The sequence below is a fragment of the Paracoccus sp. MA genome, assembly GCF_020990385.1.
Taxonomy (GTDB): domain Bacteria; phylum Pseudomonadota; class Alphaproteobacteria; order Rhodobacterales; family Rhodobacteraceae; genus Paracoccus.
This window is the reverse complement of sequence record NZ_CP087598.1, coordinates 43,751-60,065: the sequence shown is the minus strand read 5'-3', so window position 1 is coordinate 60,065 and position 16,315 is coordinate 43,751. Positions and strand designations below refer to the sequence as shown.

The following is a 16,315-nucleotide window of genomic DNA, read 5'->3' as shown; positions in this document are numbered from 1 at the left end:
CGCGGATCAGTCCTGTTCGCACATCTGGCGCAGGGCCAGCTCGATCTCGTGGCGGATCATCTGCTGCAGGTTGCGGCTGAGACGGTTGCCGATCTCGCCCTGCAGCTCCTGCCGGATCGCCTCGCGGATCATGCCGCGCAGATGCGTGCCCTTTTGCGCGTCCTTTTCCTGCGGCGCGAAGAGATGCGGCTCGCCCGAGTCGCGGGCGATGGCCTCGGCGGCCTGCGCCTCGGCAGCGGGGTTGATCGGGGTCACGGAAGCATTTGCATGCAGCATGGTTTCCTCCATTTGCACGGTGGGAAGGGAAGGCTCTTCCAGCGAAGGGCCAAAGGGTTGGGTCTGCGCTGGCTCCGGCCAGCTCATCAGCAAGGGGGCTTCGGGCTCAGCCGCTTCAGCCTCCGCCGCCTCGGGCGGGGCCGGCTCTGCGTCGGCGCCCTTTTCGGGGCGGGCCTCGGGCTGTTTGGGATGCGGTTCGCCTGCCGCCTCTTGCGGCGGCTCGCGCAGCCAGTCGCCGAACGGCAGGGATTCCTCGTCGGCCGCCTGCGGTTCCGGATCGGACCGGTCTGCATCGGCCCGGGGCTGCCCGGCCTCGGCCGATTGCGCCGGGGCGCGCGCGACCAGCGTGCTGCTGTCCAGCACCAGGGGGGTGATTCGCGCCGGGGATGCGGACTGCCCGGCCAAGACCGGCGCGATCCGCGCCTCCGGCGGGCCATCCGCGGGCGGCGGCGTGTTCAGCGTCTGATTCGGGATGCGGCAGCCCACCTCATCCTGCGCGATGAGCCGGCGGATCGAGGCCAGCACGTCGCCGACATTGTCCGACCCGGGGGGCGGGTTCGGATGGCGCATCATTTCATGCTGCATGATGCGCCCCCGGATCGAGGGCGGCGTCAGTCCCTGCCGATCGCGCGCAACACGCGGTCGAGGCTTTCGCCCTGCCTGCTGGTATAGGGTGCGTCCTGCACCGCGTTGTAATAGGCCGATGGGTCATAGGTCGGTATCCCCAGTTTCAGGTTTTCCACCGTCAACAAACCCATAGCAGCCAGAAGTTGATAATGTGCTAATTGCAGATTGGCCTCGGCCGAAATCTTGTCGGCCCGCGCCTCGAGCAGCGATTGTTCGGCATCCAGCACGTCCAGAGTGGTGCGCGCGCCCAGCGTCGCCTCCTCTCGCACGCCTTCATAGGCCTGCTGCGCGGCGACGATCTGCTCGTCGATGGCGCGAATCTGCGCCCTCGCCACGTCGATTCCCGCCCAGGCCCTGCCGACCGCCTCGTCGACCTGGCGCGAGACATGCAGCAGCGCGCCCCGCGCCTCGTCCCGCCGCGCCATGGCCTTGCGATGCGCCGAGGGCAGGCGTCCGCCGGAATAGATCGTCTGCGAGAGGCTCAGCGAGGCGCCAAGGCTGTCGCGGGTCCCCTCGAGGCCCGTCTGCGCCGACAGCTCGCGCGACCGGCCGATGCTGGCCTGGCCGGTCAGCGTCGGATTGCGCTCGGCGGCGGCGGCGGCCACGCCCAGCTCGGCGGCGGCGGCCAGGCGCTGCGCCTGGCGAATCGCCGGGTGGCTGCGCTGGCCGATCTGGCGCGCAGCCTCCAGCGAGGCGGGCAGCGCCGGCGTGGGCGGCGGCGGGGCCAAGGTGCCCGGCGCCCGGCCGGTCGCGGCGCGATAGCTTTCGCGGGCGATTTCCAGATTGCCCTGCGCCGCGGCCAGGCTGGCCCGGGCGGCTGCCAGGGCGGCATCGGCCTGCGACACGTCGGTCTGGGTGATCTCGCCCACCTCGAACCGGTCCGAGGCGGCCTGCTGTTCCTGGCCGATCACCCGTACGGAATTGGCCTGCAGGTCGACCTGCTCGGTGGCGCTGCGCACGTCCAGATAGGCCTGCACCGCGCCCAGAAGCACGTCCTGCTCGACCCCGACCAGCGCGGCGCGGGTGGCCAGAACGGTCTCCTTGGCGGCGTCGATGGCGATGGCGTTGCGGCCCCAGTCGTAAAGCGTGACCTGCGCCTGCAGCCCGATGCTGGTCGAGCGGCCGATATTGCCCTCGATCTTCTGGAAGCCGTGCTCGGCGATCCATTGCACGACCGGGCGCAGCTGGGCCAGCGCCGTGGCCGCGTCCTCGTCCGCAGCGCGCAGCACGGCGCGGTTCTGGTCCAGCAATGCCGAATGGCGATAGGCCGCGACCATGGCGTCGGCCAGGGTCTCGGCGCTTGCCGGCAGGGCCGTCACCCCCGCGAGCAGCGCCGCGATCAGCGGGCGGCGCAGGGTTCTCAGCGTTCTGCGAAACATCCCATGGCCTTTCCTGTCGGCAGTCACAAGGCGAAGCCCCGCGGGCGCGCAAAGCCCGGCAGGATCGGCGCGGCGGCGTTGAAGGCAAAGCGCCAGTTCACCCGCCCGTCCAGCTTGTGGCCGAGGCGGACGGTGCCCAGGTTGTTCTCGCGGAACAGGGCGACGATGCGGCCGCCCTCGCGCAGCTGGTCGACCAGCGCGTCGGGGACCTGCTCGACCGCGCCCTCGATCAGGATGGCGTCATAGGGGGCCTGGCCGGCGCAGCCCTCGGCCAGCGGGCCCTGGATCACGGCGACGTTGAAGACGTCCTGCGCGGCCAGCCGGCTCTCTGCCTCGGCGGCCATGGCGGCATCCTCCTCGACGGCGACGACGGCCTCGGCGATGCGGGCCATGACGGCGGCGGAATAGCCGTAGCCGCAGCCCACATCCAGCACCAGGTCGCTGGTCTGCAGGTTCAGCACGTCCATCATCTTGCCCAGCGTGCGCGGCTCGAGCAGCACGCGGCCGGGGACAAGGTCGATATTGTTGCCGACATAGGCGACGTCCCGGCGCGACTCCGGAACGAACTGCTCGCGCGGGACGCTCAGCATCGCCTCGATCACGGGATAACTGGTCACTTCGTTCGGGCGAACCTGGGTATCGACCATCATGGTGCGGCGTTGCGCGAAATCGGTCATCTGTGCGAACCCTGCTCTCGGTTGGCTTTGTGCTCTCTTGCCACGAAAATCCGGGGCGGGCAACGGCGGCCGGCACGCTTGCCGCGACGGTGTTGCCGTGGCAGGGTCGCGGCATGGCCGAATTCCTGTTTCCCCCGCCGCCGCCCGCCGCCCTGCCCGTGATCGGGCAGCAGGCCCGGTTTCCCGTGAACCGCATCTTTTGCGTCGGCCGCAACTATGCCGCCCATGCCGCCGAGATGGGCAGCGAGGTGGATCGCGAGGCGCCGTTCTATTTCCTCAAATCCGCCCATGCGGTGCGACAAAGCGGCGCGACCCTGGCCTATCCGCCCGGCACGCGCGACCTGCATCACGAGATCGAGCTGGTCGTCGCCCTGGGCGCCCCGGCCTTCCGCATCGGGGCCGGGCAGGCGATGGCGGCGGTCTGGGGCTATGGCTCGGGGCTCGACATGACCCGGCGGGACCTGCAGGCCGCGGCCAAGGACAAGCGACGGCCCTGGGATCTCGGCAAGAATTTCGAGGGCGCGGCGGTGCTCTCGGCCCTGACCCCGGCGCGGGACTTCGCCCCGGCGGCGCAGCGCATCCATTTGCAGGTGAACGGCACGGTGCGGCAGGAGGCGCGGATCTCGGACATGGTCTGGTCCATCCCCGAGCTGATCGCCGACCTGTCGCATTACTACCACCTTGCGCCGGGCGACCTGATCATGACCGGCACGCCGGCCGGGGTCGGCGCGGTCGGGGCGGGCGACCGGCTGCAGGGCGGGGTCGAGGGACTGGCCGAGGTGGTTCTGGCCATCGACCCGGCCGAGTGATCAGTCGGGATCCTTCCATTCCAGCACCAGCTGGGTCTGGGTGACGACGGCCGCCACCTTGCCGTCCCGGCGGGTGATCGTGGTCTGCCAGACCATGGTGGTGCGGCCCAGATGCAGGGCCGCGGGCCGCGCCTCGGCCACGTCGCCCAATCGGATCGGGCGCAGGAAATTGGTCTTGCTTTCCAGCGTCGTGGTCGCGGCGCCCGGCGGCAGCCGCAGATGGGTGGCGGTGCCGGCGGCATGATCGGCCAGGCTCATGATCGCGCCGCCATGCAGCACGCCGTTGCGGTTGGTCAGCGCCCGGGTCACCGGCATGCGCAGCACGACCGCGTCGCGCGTCGCGGCGACCACCTCCATCCCCAGTGATTCGGAATAGGGCGAATGCGCCTCGATCGAGGCGGAAATCGGGCTGTCGTCCAAGGCGGTCCCCCTTTTGCCCGCATCTTCGGCGGCGAGGGGGGCGGCGTCAATCGCCCCGCCGTCTCAGCAGGCCGGGGCCGGTTCCGGCCGCCCCGCCAGATCGAGGCCGCGGGCGGTGGCGGGCTGCCAGGTTTTGGTGGCGTGATTCGCGCCGGACGGGTTGGTGCCGATCAGCGATCCGCCGGTGCCGCCGGTCCAGCCGGTCGAGCCGGAATTGGCCGGCGCCGTGCCGTCGGCCGAGGCCGTCTCGGGCGTGGCCGGTTCTGCCTGGGTCGCGGCGGGCGGGCATTCGCCGGCCCCGGCGACGGCCTGGGCCGGCTTTTCATCCCCGGCGGGGGCGGTCTGGGCCGATACCGGCAGGGCCGGCCAGGCCAGCGTCAGGCCCAGCACGGCGATACGGATCAGGGAAATCTGCGACATGGGGCTGCATCCTCCTGCCGGCCCAACGCCGGCTGGCGGCGGCGGTTCCTGCCCCCGGCCGGACTTCTTTGCCCCTCAAATACCCAAAGAACCGTCAGGCGACGGCGATTCCCGGCTCGCCCGCCGCGCAATGCCCGACCACGGCGGCCAGCGGATGACCGGCGGCGCGAATCTGCGCCAGAACCTCCTCGGCCGCCTCGGGGGCCACGGCGACCAGCAGCCCGCCCGAGGTCTGCGGATCGGTCAGCAGGTGGCGACGCCAATCGGGCAGCCCCTCGGGCAGCGCCACCTCGGCGCCATAGGCGGTCCAGTTCCGCAGCGAGGCGCCGGTGACGAATCCCGCCTCGGCCAGCGCCGCCGCGCGCGACAGAAGCGGCAGCGCCGCCTGCTCCAGCCGCAGGCGCAGCCCGGCGCCGCGGGCGATCTCCAGCCCGTGGCCCAGGATGCCGAAGCCGGTCACGTCGGTGATGGCATGCACATCGGCCCGTTTCGCCAGATCAGCGCCGACCCTGTTCAGCGTGGTGGCCGAGGCGACCATCTCGTCGATGCCGGCCTGGTCCAGGGCGCCCTTCTTGATGGCGGCGGAATAGATGCCGACGCCCAGCCCCTTGGTCAGGATCAGCGCGTCGCCCGGCCGCGCATCGGCATTGCGGCGCAGCTCGGACGGGTGGCAGAGGCCGATCACCGCCAGGCCATAGATCGGCTCGGGCGCGTCGATGGAATGGCCGCCGGCGACCGGGATGCCGGCCTGATGGCAGATCTCGCGTCCGCCCTCCAGGATCTCGCGGATCTGGTCCGGCGCCAGCTTGTCGATGGGCATGCCCAGGATCGCCAGCGCCATGATCGGCCGCCCGCCCATGGCGTAGATGTCGGAAATCGCATTCGTCGCGGCGATGCGGCCGAAGGCGCGCGGATCGTCCACCATCGGCATGAAGAAATCGGTGGTGGCGATGACGCAGGTGTTGTCGTCCACCTGATACACCGCCGCGTCGTCCGAGGTCTCGGTCCCGACCAGCAATTGCGGGAACGCCTGCGCCATGGGCTGATCGGCCAAGAGTTCGCGCAGAACCGAGGGCGCCAGCTTGCAGCCGCAGCCGCCGCCATGCGCCAGCGAGGTCAGTCGGGGTTGGTCGTTCATGTCCGGGCTCTCCTGTCGGTCAGCCGGCGCACGGTAACGTAGAATGCCGGGACCATGAAGATGCCGAGGAAGGTCGCGGCGATCATGCCGCCCATCACCCCGATGCCGATCGAGTTCTGCGCCGCCGCCCCCGCCCCGGTGGCGATGGCCAGCGGCAGCACGCCCAGGATGAAGGCCAGCGAGGTCATCAGGATCGGCCGCAGCCGCAGCCGCGCCGCCTCGACCGCCGCCGCGACGGTGGCGCGGCCGGACCGTTCCAGGTCGCGGGCGAATTCGACGATCAGGATGGCGTTCTTGGCGGCAAGGCCGATGGTGGTCAGGATGCCGACCTTGAAATAGACGTCATTGGCCTGGCCGAAGGTCAGCGCCGCCACCACCGCGCCCAGCACCCCCACCGGCACCGCCAGCATGACCGAGAACGGGATCGACCAGCTTTCGTAAAGCGCCGCCAGCGACAGGAACACCACCAGCGCGGACAGGGCGAAAAGCCAGGGCGCCTGGTTGCCCGACTGCCGCTCCTGATAGGACAGCCCGGTCCAGGCGGTGCCATAGCCGCCGGGCAGCTGCGCCACCAGCTCCTCCATGGCCGCCATCGCCTCGCCCGAGCTGGCGCTGTCGCTCTGCTGGCCGGTGACCTCGATGGCGTCGATGCCGTCCATGCGCGACAGGCTGGGCTCGACCGGCTCCCAGCGGGTGGTCATGAAGGCGGTGAAGGGCACCATCTCGCCGTCGGAATTGCGGGCATACCAGCTGTCCACGTCCTCGGGCTGCATGCGGTTCGCCGCCGCGGCCTGCACAATCACCGGGCGCAGCTGCGCGCCAAGCGCGAAATCGTTCACCTCGGTCCCGGCGAAGATGGTCGAGAGCATGGCGTTCACCCCCGACAGGCTGACGCCGAAGCTTTCCGCCTTCTGCTGGTCGATATCGATCCTCAGCGCGGCCTCGGTCTCGGTGCCGCTGCTTTCGACGCTCTGCAGGCGCGGGTCCTCGGCCGCGGCCTGTTCCAGCGCCTTGGCGGCCTGGGTCAGCGCCTCGGTTCCGCCGCCGGTCTGGTCCAGCAGGAACATGCTGAACCCCGCTGCATTGCCCAGCCGGGGAATCGCCGGCGGCTGCAGGAAGGTGATGCGGCCCGCCCGGTGGTTCTGGAACCGCTCGTTGGCGCGCGAGGCGACGGCGCTGGCCGAAAGCGCGGGGTCCTTGCGCTGGTCGAAATCGCGCAGCTTGACGAAGACCATGGCCCGGCTTTGCGAGGTGCCGGAAAAGCCGAAGCCCATGGCGACGAAGACCGAATCCACCGCCGCCTTTTCCTCGGTCAGCATGTAGTCCTCGATCTCCTGCACCACGGCGGCGGTCTGCTGCGCGGTCGAGCCCTCGGTCAGCGAGATGCGCGATTGCAGCACGCCCTGGTCCTCGCCGGGGATGAAGGTGGTGTGCATGCGGCCGAAGAGATCGGTCGCGCCGTAGCTGATCGCGGCCAGCAGCAGCATGACCAGCATCGGCCGGCGCAGGCTGCGGCGCACGGTGGCGGAATAGCCGCGCGTCACCCGGTCGAAGCCGGCATTGAACCAGCGGGCCGGGGCGAAGCGCGCCGGGCCGTGGCTTTGCCGCAAGAGGCTGGCGCACATGGCCGGCGTCAGGATCAGCGCCACCAGCAGGGACAGCACCATGGCGGTGATGATGGTGACCGAGAACTGGCGATAGATCACCCCGGTCGAGCCGGGCATGAAGCCCATGGGCAGGAACACCGCCGACAGGACCAGCGCGATGCCGATCAGCGCGCCGCTGATCTGGCCCATGCTCTTTTCCGTGGCCTCGACCGGGCCGAGCCGGTCCTCCTCCATCACCCGCTCGACGTTCTCGACCACGACGATGGCGTCGTCCACCAGCAGGCCGATGGCCAGCACCATGGCGAACATGGTCAGGGTGTTGACCGAATAGCCCAGCGCCGCCAGCATGCCGAAGGTGCCGAGCAGCACCACCGGGATGGCGATGATCGGGATCAGCGTCGCCCGCCAGTTCTGCAGGAACAGCAGGATCACCAGGAAGACCAGCGCGATGGCCTCGACCAGCGTGTGATAGACCTTCTCGATCGACAGCTCGACGAAAGGCGCGGTGTCATAGGCGATATGCACCTCGACCCCTTCGGGCAGGGCGTTCTTCAGCCCCTCCAGCGTGGCGCGCACGGCATTCGCCGTCTCGACCGCATTGGCGCCGGTGGCCAGGTTCACCGCGAAGCCCGAAGCGTTCATGCCGTTGAAGCGCGAATCGCGGCCATAGCGGGTCTGGCCGATCTCGACCTCGGCCACGTCGCCCAGCCGCACGGCGGCGCCGTCCTCGCCGGTCTTGAGCAGGATGTTGCGGAAATCCTCGACCGAGGTCAGCTGGCTTTGCGCGGTGATGTTGGCGGTGAACTGCTGGCCCGCCACCACCGGCTGCTCGCCCAGCGCCCCGACCGAGACGGTGCTGTTCTGCTGCGCCACGGCGGTGGTCAGGTCGGTGGGGGTCAGCTGGAACTGCGCCAGCCGCAGCGGGTCCATCCAGATCCGCATGGCATAGCCCGAGCCGAAGACATCGACCCCGCCCACGCCCTCGGTGCGCTTGACCGGGCCCTCGACCACCTGCTCCAGCAGGTTGCCCAGCTCGATGGTGGAATGCTGCCCGGTGGTCGAGACCAGCGAGCCCACCATCAGGATCGACGAGGACGAGCGGGTGACCGAGACGCCGTTGCTTTGCACCGGGCCGGGCAGGCGGCTTTCGACCGAGCGGACCTTGGACTGCACCTCGTTCAGCGCATCGACCGGGTCGGCGCTGTCGTCGAAGGTCAGGGTGATGACGCTGCGCCCGGTCGAGGAGGAGGACACGGTGTAGAGCAGCCCCTCCAGCCCGGTCAGCGCGTCCTCGATCGGCGTGGTCACCGAATTCTGCACCGCCCGCGCCGTCGCCCCCGAATAGCTGGAGGTGATCCGGATCGTGGTCGGCGCGATGTCGGGATATTGCGAGACCGGCAGGTTGATCAGCGACCAGCCGCCGATCAGCATGGTCACGATGGCCAGCACCCAGGCAAAGACCGGGCGGTGAATGAAGAAGCGCGCCATGGCCTAGCCTTCCCCGCGCCCGTTGGCCTCGCGCACGACGCCCTGGGCGTCGATGGTGACGGGAACGGTGGTGACCTCGGTGCCGGCGCGCAGGTTCTCCAGCCCGTCCAGGATCAGCTGCTCGCCCGGGCTGATGCCCTGGGTGACGATCCAGCTGTTGCGATAGCTGCCCTGCTCGCTCAGCGTGACCTGCTGGGCCTTGCCGTCGCGGGCGACGAAGGCGGTCAGCGTGCCGTCCGAGGCGCGGCTGGTGGCGCGCTGCGGCACCAGCACGGCGCGGGTGGTGCCCAGCGTCAGCTTCACGCGCAGGAATTGGCCGGGCAGGATCATCCCGTCGGGATTGTCGAATCGCAGCCGGATCGGCACGGTGCCGGTGGTGGGCGACACGGCGATGCCGGGGCTGACGATGCGCCCCTCGCCGCGATATTCCTCGCCGGTCTCCAGGATCAGCTGGGTCTGCACGCCGCCGTTGACCACCAGCTGGCCGGCCGTGATGCGCGCCCGGTTGCGCAGCATGCGGGCGCTGGATTCCGAGACATCGACATAGATCGGGTCGAGCTGGGTGATGGTGGTCAGCGATTCGGACTGGTTCGCCGTCACCAGATCCCCGACCGAGACCGCCGCGACATCCGCCATGCCGTCCAGCGGGCTCTTGATCTCGGTCCGCTGCAGCGACAGCCGCGCCGCGTCCCGCGCGGCTTCCGCCGATTTCAGGTCCGCCTCGGCCTGTTTCAGCGCCACCTCGGCATTGGCCCGCTCCACCGCCGAGACGCCCGAGCCTTCCAGCCGGCGATAGCGGGTGACGGTGTTCTGCGCCTGGGTCAGGCTGGCCTCGGCCCCCGCCACCGCGGCCTCGGCCGCGGAAAGCGCCGCGGCCAGCGTCTCGGGGTCCAGCCGGAACAGCACGTCGCCCGCCTTGACGGGCTTGCCGGGATCATAGGCGATTTCAAGCACTTCGCCGCCGACCTGCGGCCGGATACCGGTCTGCTGGTAGGCGATGGCGCGGCCGGGCAGGGTGACGGTATAGGGCACGTCCTCCTCGGCGGTGGTCATCACGCCGACCTCGGTCGGGCCCTGCGATCCGCGTCGCCCGGCCCCCTCCTGGGCCGCTGCCTGTCCCCATGGCTGTGCCGCCAGAAGCAGCGCCAGCGCCGCGCATCTCAAAATCCCCTGCCCGGAGGTCATCTGCCGTTCCTTGCGGTTTGATGGTTGGCGCATTCTTTAGACGGCAAACCCCAATGGCAAGTAAACGGGGCAGGCATCGCCGATCACGGATTCGCCAGCAGGCCCGGTCTTCTCGGTTCTGCAGATACTCGTGCGGCTGCGCGCGCGGGCGCGGCGGCTCAGAAATCGACGCAGATGCCCTTTTTCTCGTAATCGCCGTAGCGCACCGGCTCGGGCCCGTCGCGGCCGCCCAGTTCGACCGGCAGGTCCAGCGGCTTTGCCTTGCGGCGGCGCTCCTCGGCCTCGGCCAGCGCGCGCTGCGCGGCGGGCGGAAGATCGGCGGGCGGCAGATCCTTGCGGTCGGTCATGGCGGTTTCCCCTGCTTCGCGCTAGACCAAGCCAATCTAGGCAAGGGGCAGGCTTTGGACAAGTCACGCGGCAGAACGGTCAAGGATGCGGCACGCATGGGCGCCCTGCGCCTGCTGGCCGCGGTCGACGAAGGCGCGACGCTGGACGAGGCCGCCGCGCTGACCGAGCGCCTGCCGCCCCCCGACCGCGCTCGCGCCCGCCGCCTGGCGCTGGAGGTGCTGCGGCGCGAGGGCCGCGCCGACCTGCTGCTGGCGCCGATGCTGGCCCGCCGCCCGCGCCCCGAGATCATGCGCATCCTGCGCCTCGCCACCGTCGAGATGCTGGCGCTGGCCGAGGCGCCGCATGGCGCGGTCAATGCCGCCGTGGCGCTGGCCCGCGCCTCGGGGCAAAAGGGCCAGGCCGCCGCCGGCATGGTGAACGCGGTGCTGCGCAAGATCGCCGGCGCGGCCGAGCCCTGGGCGCGGCTTTCGCCGCAGAAGCTGCCGCCCTGGCTGCGCGGCCCCATCGTCGCCGCCTGGGGCGAGGAGGTCGCCCGCGCCATCGAGGCCGCGCATGAGGCCGGCGCGCCCCTCGACCTGACGCCGAAGGGCGCGGATTGCCCGGGCGAGGCGCTGCCCACCGGTTCGCACCGGCTGCCCGCCGGCACCCAGGTCTCGGCCCTGCCGGGCTATGAGGCGGGTGAATGGTGGGTGCAGGACGCCGCCGCGGCGCTGGCGGCGCGGCTGCTCGACCCGCGTCCGGGCGAGCGCATCGCCGATCTTTGCGCGGCGCCGGGCGGCAAGACGCTGCAACTCGCCGCCGCCGGGGCCGAGGTCACGGCGCTGGACATTTCCGAGCCGCGCCTCGCCCGCGTGGCCGAGAACCTTTCCCGCTGCCGGCTTTCCGCCCGGCTGGTCGCGGCGGATGCGCTGGACTGGCGGCCCGACCAGCCGCTGGACGCGGTGCTGCTGGATGCCCCCTGCTCGGCCACCGGCACCATCCGCCGCCACCCGGAACTGCCGCGCATCCGCGACGGCGCGGGGCTGGCCGAGCTGACCGGATTGCAGGCGCGGCTGATCGACCACGCGCTCACGCTGCTCAAGCCCGGCGGCCGGCTGGTCTATGCCACCTGCTCGCTGCTGCCGGCCGAGGGCGAGGATCAGTTCGCCGCCGCGCTGGCCCGCCATCCCGGCCTGACGGTCGAGCCGCCGCAGGCCGCGGGCATCGAGCCGGGCTGGATCACCCCGCAGGGCGGTTTGCGGCTGCGCCCGGACCTGTGGCCGGAACGCGGCGGTATGGACGGGTTCTTCATCGCGCGCTTGCGGAAAACCGTTGGGCGGACCTAAGGTTGTGCGTCCTAAGTCAATGCGTTGTCCATGACCGATAGCACCGTCGCGCCCCGGGGATTCCTGCGCCGCCCCGAACCCAAGGCCATCGGCCATCCCGGTCGCGGCGAGCAGATCGTCGACGGCACGCTGCATCTGGGCGGCATCACCCTGTCGGGCGATTTCTTCGCTGCCGACCTGCCGCCCACGGTGGCGGCCGAGCTGCACGGCTTCGGCTGGCTCGACGACCTGGCCGCCGTCGGCACGCCGCGGGCCCGCGCCATCGCCCAGGACCACGTCCTGCGCTGGCTGCGCCGCCATCGCGAGCCCGTGGCCGGCACGCCGGAATGGATGCCCGAGGTCGCCGGGCGGCGGGTGCTGCGCTGGATCTTCCATGCCGGGATGATCCTGCCGGGTCTCGACCGCGACGGGGCGGGGCCGTATTTCCGCGCCCTCGACCAGCACCTGAACCATCTGCGCGACAGCTGGTATGACAGCGAGGACGGGCTGTGCCGGCTCGAGGCGCTGGCCGGGCTCGCCATCGGCGCCATGTCGCTGCGCGACCGCCAGACCATGGCGGCGCCGGCGCTGATCGCCCTGGCCGAGGAAGCCGATGCCATGGGCATCGACACCCTGTCCGAGGCCCGTTCGCCCGAGGCGCTGCTGGAAGCCATGGCGCTGCTGGTCTGGGCGCGGGAGGTCGCGGAGGAGGCGGGGCTGGACTTGCCCCCCGAACTGCCCGCCATCATCGCCGCCATCGCGCCGATCCTGCGGGCGCTGCGCCATGCCGACGGGGCGCTGCCCTGTTTCCACGGCGGCGGGCGCGGCGCGGCCGGGCGGCTCGACCGCTGCCTGCGCGCGGCGGAAGGGCCGGCCCTGCCGGTCGGCGGGCTGGCCATGGGCTTTGCCCGCATGGCGCGGGCGCGCAGCACGCTGATCCTGGATGCCGCGCCGCCGCCCGGCGGTCCGGCGGCGGTCCGCGCCCATGCCTCGACCCTGGCCTTCGAGCTGACCGTGGCGCGCCAGCCGCTGATCGTGAATTGCGGCCCCGGCGACGGTTTCGGCCCGCTCTGGGCCAAGGCCAGCCGCGCCACGCCCTGCCATTCGGCGCTGTGCCTGGCCGGCCTTTCGTCCTCGCGGCTGAACCCGAACCGGCAGGAGGGCGAGCCCGACATCCTGACCGAGCGTCCCGACCTGGTCTGGGCCGGGGATTGCGACGCCCTGGGCAACCTGACCGCGCCGGATTGCGGCCCGGTGCATTCCCCGGAACCGGCGCATCTGCTGGCCGGCCATGACGGCTGGCTGGCCAGCCACGGGCTGACGCATCTACGCGAGCTCTGGCTCGATCCCGACGGCATGGGCCTGAGGGGCGAGGATTCGCTGGCGGCGCTGGATGCCAGCGCCCAGGCGCGGCTGGACCAGATCCGCCCTGACGAAGGGCTGGCCTTCGACATCCGCTTCCACCTGCACCCCGAGATCCAGGCCCGCCAGCAGGGGCAGGAGATCCGGCTGACCCTGCCCACCGGCGATGAATGGCTCTTTGCCCATGACGGCGTGGGCCAGCTGCGGCTCGAGGCGTCCTGCCTGCTCGATCGGGCGCTGGCCGAGCCGCGCCCCTCGCGCCAGATGGTGATTTCCGCCCATCTGCAGGGCCGCGCCATCCAGATCGGCTGGACCTTGGCGCGTTCCGGGGGTAGGTGACGGGCCAAATCCGCCATCCACCGCACGGGGCCCCGACCGATGACCGACCGCATTCCGCTGAAGCGCGCGCTGATTTCCGTTTCCGACAAGACCGGGCTGATCGACTTCGCGCGGGCGCTTTCGGCGCGGGGCGTCGAGATCCTGTCGACGGGCGGCACCGCCAAGGCGCTGCGCGAGGCCGGGCTGAGCGTGGTGGACGTGGCCGAGGTGACCGGCTTTCCGGAAATGATGGACGGCCGGGTCAAGACCCTGCATCCGGTGGTGCATGGCGGCCTGCTGGCGCTGCGCGACAACGAAGAGCACATGGCCGCTGCGAAATCGCACCGGATCGGCATGATCGACCTGCTGGTCGTGAACCTCTACCCGTTCGAGGCGACGGTGGCCAAGGGCGCGGCCTATGACGATTGCATCGAGAATATCGACATCGGCGGCCCGGCGATGATCCGCGCGGCGTCCAAGAACCACGCCTTCGTGACCGTGGTGGTGGACGTGCAGGATTACGCTGCCGTGCTGGCGGAACTCGACGCCAACGACGACACCACGACCTATGCCTTCCGCCAGCGGCAGGCGCAGATCGCCTATGCCCGCACCGCCGCCTATGACGCCGCGGTCTCGACCTGGATGGCGCAGGCCATCGGCGAGGAAACGCCGCGCCGCCGCAGCTTCTCGGGCACCTTGGCGCAGACCCTGCGCTACGGCGAGAACCCGCACCAGTCCGCCGCCTTCTACAAGGACGGCTCGGACCGCCCGGGCGTCGCCACGGCACGGCAATGGCAGGGCAAGGAGCTCAGCTACAACAACATCAACGACACCGACGCGGCCTTCGAGCTGGTGGCCGAGTTCGACCCGGCCGAGGGCCCGGCGGTGGCGATCATCAAGCACGCCAATCCCTGCGGCGTGGCCCGCGGCGACAGCGCCGTCGATGCCTATCGGCGCGCCTTCGACTGCGACCGCACCTCGGCCTTCGGCGGCATCATCGCGCTGAACACCACGCTCGACGCCGAGACGGCGCAGGCGATCACCGAGATCTTCACCGAGGTGGTCATCGCCCCCGAGGCCAGTGACGAGGCGAAGCAGATCTTCGCCGCCAAGAAGAACCTGCGCCTGCTGACCACCGGCGGGCTGCCCGATCCCCGGGCGCCGGGCCTGGCCTTCCGCCAGGTCGCCGGCGGCTTCCTGGTGCAGGGCCGCGACAACGGCGTGATCCTGCCCGCCGACCTGAAGGTGGTGACGAAACGCCAGCCGACCGACCAGGAACTGGCCGACCTGCTTTTCGCCTGGACCGTGGCCAAGCATGTGAAGTCGAACGCCATCGTCTATGCGCGCGAGCTGGCGACGGTCGGCATCGGCGCCGGCCAGATGAGCCGCGTCGATTCGACCCGCATCGGCAAGCGCAAGTCCGAGGACATGGCCGAGGCGCTGGGCCTGGCGCAGGCGCTGACCATCGGCTCCTCGGTCGCCTCGGATGCCTTCTTCCCCTTCGCCGACGGGGTCGAGGCGCTGGCGGCGGCGGGCGCGCGGGCGGTGATCCAGCCCGGCGGCTCGATGCGCGACGACGAGGTGATCGCGGCCGCCGACCGCCTGGGCCTGGCCATGGTCTTTACCGGCCAGCGGCATTTCCGGCACTGATGGCCGAGACCGCGACCCCCAAGCCGCGGAAAAGCCCGGCGGCCCCCCGGCGGCGCGCGAAAAAGCCGCCGCCGCGGGTCTGGCGGCCGGTCCTGCTGACGGCCGGGCTGATCTTCCTGCTGGATCAGGCGCTGAAATATCTGGTCGTGCATGTCATGCGGCTGGACCGGGTGCGCGAGATCGACCTGCTCGACCCCTGGCTGAACCTGCGCATGGCCTGGAACCAGGGCATGAATTTCGGCCTGTTCGCCAGCGACGTCGAGGTGATGCGCTGGGTGCTGATCGGCATTGCCCTGGCGGTCTGCCTGTGGGTGGCGGTCTGGATCGGCCGCGCCAAGCCGACGCGCTTTGCGCAGGTCTCGGCCGGGCTGCTGATCGGCGGCGCGCTGGGCAATGTCGTGGATCGGCTGGTCTATGGCGCGGTGGCGGATTTCCTGAACATGTCGCTGCCCGGCTGGCGCAACCCCTACAGCTTCAACGTGGCGGATATCGCCATCTTCCTGGGCGCGATGGGGCTGGTGCTGCTGCCGCCGGAAAGGAAGACGCCGACGAAGCGGCGCAAGAGCCCGTCGCGGCCCCGGTCGGCAAAACCCCGCGCGTCCGAGCCGCAGCCGCGTCCCGAGGCGCAGGGCCAGCTGGCTTTGGACGACAAGACCCGTGACGAGGCCGGCAATACGCGCTAAGAACGGCGCCAGAAGAACGTGAGGGACGGAAGATGCGGGCGATCGCGCTGACCTTGACCATGCTGGGCCTTGCCGCCTGCAGCACCGATCCGCATCTGATGAACGTCAGCGCCGGCCGCAGCAGCCCGGACGAATTCGCCATCCTGCCGACCAAGCCGCTGCAGATGCCCTCGGACCTGAACGCGCTGCCGGCGCCGACGCCGGGCGGGGCGAACATCACCGATCCGACGCCGCAGGCCGATGCGGTGGCGGCGCTGGGCGGCAATCCGGCGCAGCTTTCCGCGCAGGGCGTCGGCGCGGCGGACGGCGCGCTGATCGCCCATGCCTCGCGCCTGGGCCGCGATCCGGCGATCCGCCAGACCACCGCGCAGGAGGACGTCGAATGGCGCAGCCGCCACTCGCGCCGCCTGCTTGAGGTGCTGGCGCGGACGAATGTCTATTACCGCGCCTATGAGCCGATGACCCTGGACAGCTGGGCCGAGCTGGAGCGCTGGCGCCCGACCGGCGTGCAATTGCCCGCCGCGCCGCCGCGCGACCGGGGCGGCGCCCAGGCGGCGCCGCGCGCGGCGGATCAGGCGCCGGTGCTGCGCGGCCACTGACCCGCCTCGCGCCTCGATCACGCTT

Annotated in this window: 15 protein-coding genes; 6 read left to right on the top strand and 9 right to left on the bottom strand. The window is 70.9% G+C overall.

From position 1 onward, the window contains the following. Window positions 1-6 precede the first annotated feature (6 nt). The 3 genes from LOS78_RS07280 to LOS78_RS07270 are packed head-to-tail and all read right to left on the bottom strand — an operon-like array spanning window position 7 to window position 2,959. The gene (locus LOS78_RS07280) at window positions 7-861 is read right to left on the bottom strand and encodes a hypothetical protein (protein WP_230377827.1); all 855 of its coding nucleotides are present in this window, start codon (window positions 859-861) and stop codon (window positions 7-9) included. A gap of 26 nt (window positions 862-887) precedes the next feature. Continuing rightward, window positions 888-2,282 (bottom strand): TolC family outer membrane protein, encoded by a 1,395-nt coding sequence (locus LOS78_RS07275; protein ID WP_230377826.1) that lies wholly within the window; start codon window positions 2,280-2,282, stop codon window positions 888-890. A 23-nt stretch (window positions 2,283-2,305) separates the two neighbouring features. Continuing rightward, window positions 2,306-2,959 carry a protein-L-isoaspartate O-methyltransferase gene (locus tag LOS78_RS07270; RefSeq protein WP_028711652.1) on the bottom strand — a complete coding sequence of 218 codons (654 nt, stop codon included), beginning with the start codon at window positions 2,957-2,959 and terminating at the stop codon, window positions 2,306-2,308. Window positions 2,960-3,072: 113 nt separating this feature from the next. Here LOS78_RS07270 and LOS78_RS07265 point away from each other — a divergent pair, with 113 nt between their 5' ends. After that, complete coding sequence (locus tag LOS78_RS07265; protein ID WP_230377825.1) at window positions 3,073-3,768, top strand: fumarylacetoacetate hydrolase family protein; 696 nt, start codon at window positions 3,073-3,075, stop codon at window positions 3,766-3,768. Here LOS78_RS07265 and LOS78_RS07260 read toward each other — a convergent pair whose 3' ends face one another. From LOS78_RS07260 to LOS78_RS07235, 6 genes are all read right to left on the bottom strand, one after another. After that, window positions 3,769-4,188 (bottom strand): PaaI family thioesterase, encoded by a 420-nt coding sequence (locus LOS78_RS07260; protein WP_230377824.1) that lies wholly within the window; start codon window positions 4,186-4,188, stop codon window positions 3,769-3,771. Between the two features lie 63 nt (window positions 4,189-4,251). Then, window positions 4,252-4,608 (bottom strand): hypothetical protein, encoded by a 357-nt coding sequence (locus LOS78_RS07255; protein WP_028711649.1) that lies wholly within the window; start codon window positions 4,606-4,608, stop codon window positions 4,252-4,254. A gap of 94 nt (window positions 4,609-4,702) precedes the next feature. Next, window positions 4,703-5,746: a selenide, water dikinase SelD gene (gene selD, locus LOS78_RS07250; protein ID WP_230377823.1), complete on the bottom strand. Its 1,044-nt coding sequence runs from the start codon at window positions 5,744-5,746 to the stop codon at window positions 4,703-4,705. Then, window positions 5,743-8,841 carry an efflux RND transporter permease subunit gene (locus tag LOS78_RS07245; RefSeq protein WP_028711647.1) on the bottom strand — a complete coding sequence of 1,033 codons (3,099 nt, stop codon included), beginning with the start codon at window positions 8,839-8,841 and terminating at the stop codon, window positions 5,743-5,745. The genes selD and LOS78_RS07245 overlap by 4 nt, the downstream gene beginning before the upstream one ends. Before the next feature lie 3 nt (window positions 8,842-8,844). Then, window positions 8,845-10,026, bottom strand: a complete 1,182-nt coding sequence (locus LOS78_RS07240; protein WP_028711646.1) for an efflux RND transporter periplasmic adaptor subunit — start codon at window positions 10,024-10,026, stop codon at window positions 8,845-8,847. A 158-nt stretch (window positions 10,027-10,184) separates the two neighbouring features. Then, window positions 10,185-10,373 carry a DUF1674 domain-containing protein gene (locus LOS78_RS07235; RefSeq protein ID WP_028711645.1) on the bottom strand — a complete coding sequence of 63 codons (189 nt, stop codon included), beginning with the start codon at window positions 10,371-10,373 and terminating at the stop codon, window positions 10,185-10,187. Between the two features lie 96 nt (window positions 10,374-10,469). On the opposite strand from LOS78_RS07235, the gene LOS78_RS07230 reads away from it, so the two are divergent. The 5 genes from LOS78_RS07230 to LOS78_RS07210 are packed head-to-tail and all read left to right on the top strand — an operon-like array spanning window position 10,470 to window position 16,290. Next, a complete protein-coding gene (locus tag LOS78_RS07230; RefSeq protein ID WP_230377822.1) occupies window positions 10,470-11,699 on the top strand; it encodes an RsmB/NOP family class I SAM-dependent RNA methyltransferase in 1,230 nt (409 codons plus the stop codon). A gap of 30 nt (window positions 11,700-11,729) precedes the next feature. Continuing rightward, complete coding sequence (locus LOS78_RS07225) at window positions 11,730-13,379, top strand: heparinase II/III family protein (protein ID WP_036697291.1); 1,650 nt, start codon at window positions 11,730-11,732, stop codon at window positions 13,377-13,379. A gap of 39 nt (window positions 13,380-13,418) precedes the next feature. Further along, window positions 13,419-15,008, top strand: a complete 1,590-nt coding sequence (purH, locus tag LOS78_RS07220) for a bifunctional phosphoribosylaminoimidazolecarboxamide formyltransferase/IMP cyclohydrolase (RefSeq protein WP_028711642.1) — start codon at window positions 13,419-13,421, stop codon at window positions 15,006-15,008. Then, window positions 15,008-15,691, top strand: coding sequence for a signal peptidase II (gene lspA, locus LOS78_RS07215; RefSeq protein WP_371824718.1), 684 nt, complete (start codon window positions 15,008-15,010; stop codon window positions 15,689-15,691). The genes purH and lspA overlap by 1 nt, the downstream gene beginning before the upstream one ends. Before the next feature lie 32 nt (window positions 15,692-15,723). Beyond that, window positions 15,724-16,290, top strand: a complete 567-nt coding sequence (locus LOS78_RS07210) for a DUF3035 domain-containing protein (RefSeq protein WP_028711640.1) — start codon at window positions 15,724-15,726, stop codon at window positions 16,288-16,290. Window positions 16,291-16,315 lie beyond the last annotated feature (25 nt).

Coding starts and splice junctions, on each gene's coding strand:
- selD (WP_230377823.1), bottom strand. CDS start 5,746: ATGAACGACCAACCCCGACTGACCTCGCTGGCGCATGGCGGCGGCTGC.
- lspA (WP_371824718.1), top strand. CDS start 15,008: ATGGCCGAGACCGCGACCCCCAAGCCGCGGAAAAGCCCGGCGGCCCCC.
- LOS78_RS07230 (WP_230377822.1), top strand. CDS start 10,470: ATGGGCGCCCTGCGCCTGCTGGCCGCGGTCGACGAAGGCGCGACGCTG.
- LOS78_RS07275 (WP_230377826.1), bottom strand. CDS start 2,282: ATGTTTCGCAGAACGCTGAGAACCCTGCGCCGCCCGCTGATCGCGGCG.
- LOS78_RS07280 (WP_230377827.1), bottom strand. CDS start 861: ATGCAGCATGAAATGATGCGCCATCCGAACCCGCCCCCCGGGTCGGAC.
- purH (WP_028711642.1), top strand. CDS start 13,419: ATGACCGACCGCATTCCGCTGAAGCGCGCGCTGATTTCCGTTTCCGAC.
- LOS78_RS07210 (WP_028711640.1), top strand. CDS start 15,724: ATGCGGGCGATCGCGCTGACCTTGACCATGCTGGGCCTTGCCGCCTGC.
- LOS78_RS07270 (WP_028711652.1), bottom strand. CDS start 2,959: ATGACCGATTTCGCGCAACGCCGCACCATGATGGTCGATACCCAGGTT.
- LOS78_RS07225 (WP_036697291.1), top strand. CDS start 11,730: ATGACCGATAGCACCGTCGCGCCCCGGGGATTCCTGCGCCGCCCCGAA.
- LOS78_RS07255 (WP_028711649.1), bottom strand. CDS start 4,608: ATGTCGCAGATTTCCCTGATCCGTATCGCCGTGCTGGGCCTGACGCTG.
- LOS78_RS07265 (WP_230377825.1), top strand. CDS start 3,073: ATGGCCGAATTCCTGTTTCCCCCGCCGCCGCCCGCCGCCCTGCCCGTG.
- LOS78_RS07240 (WP_028711646.1), bottom strand. CDS start 10,026: ATGACCTCCGGGCAGGGGATTTTGAGATGCGCGGCGCTGGCGCTGCTT.
- LOS78_RS07245 (WP_028711647.1), bottom strand. CDS start 8,841: ATGGCGCGCTTCTTCATTCACCGCCCGGTCTTTGCCTGGGTGCTGGCC.
- LOS78_RS07235 (WP_028711645.1), bottom strand. CDS start 10,373: ATGACCGACCGCAAGGATCTGCCGCCCGCCGATCTTCCGCCCGCCGCG.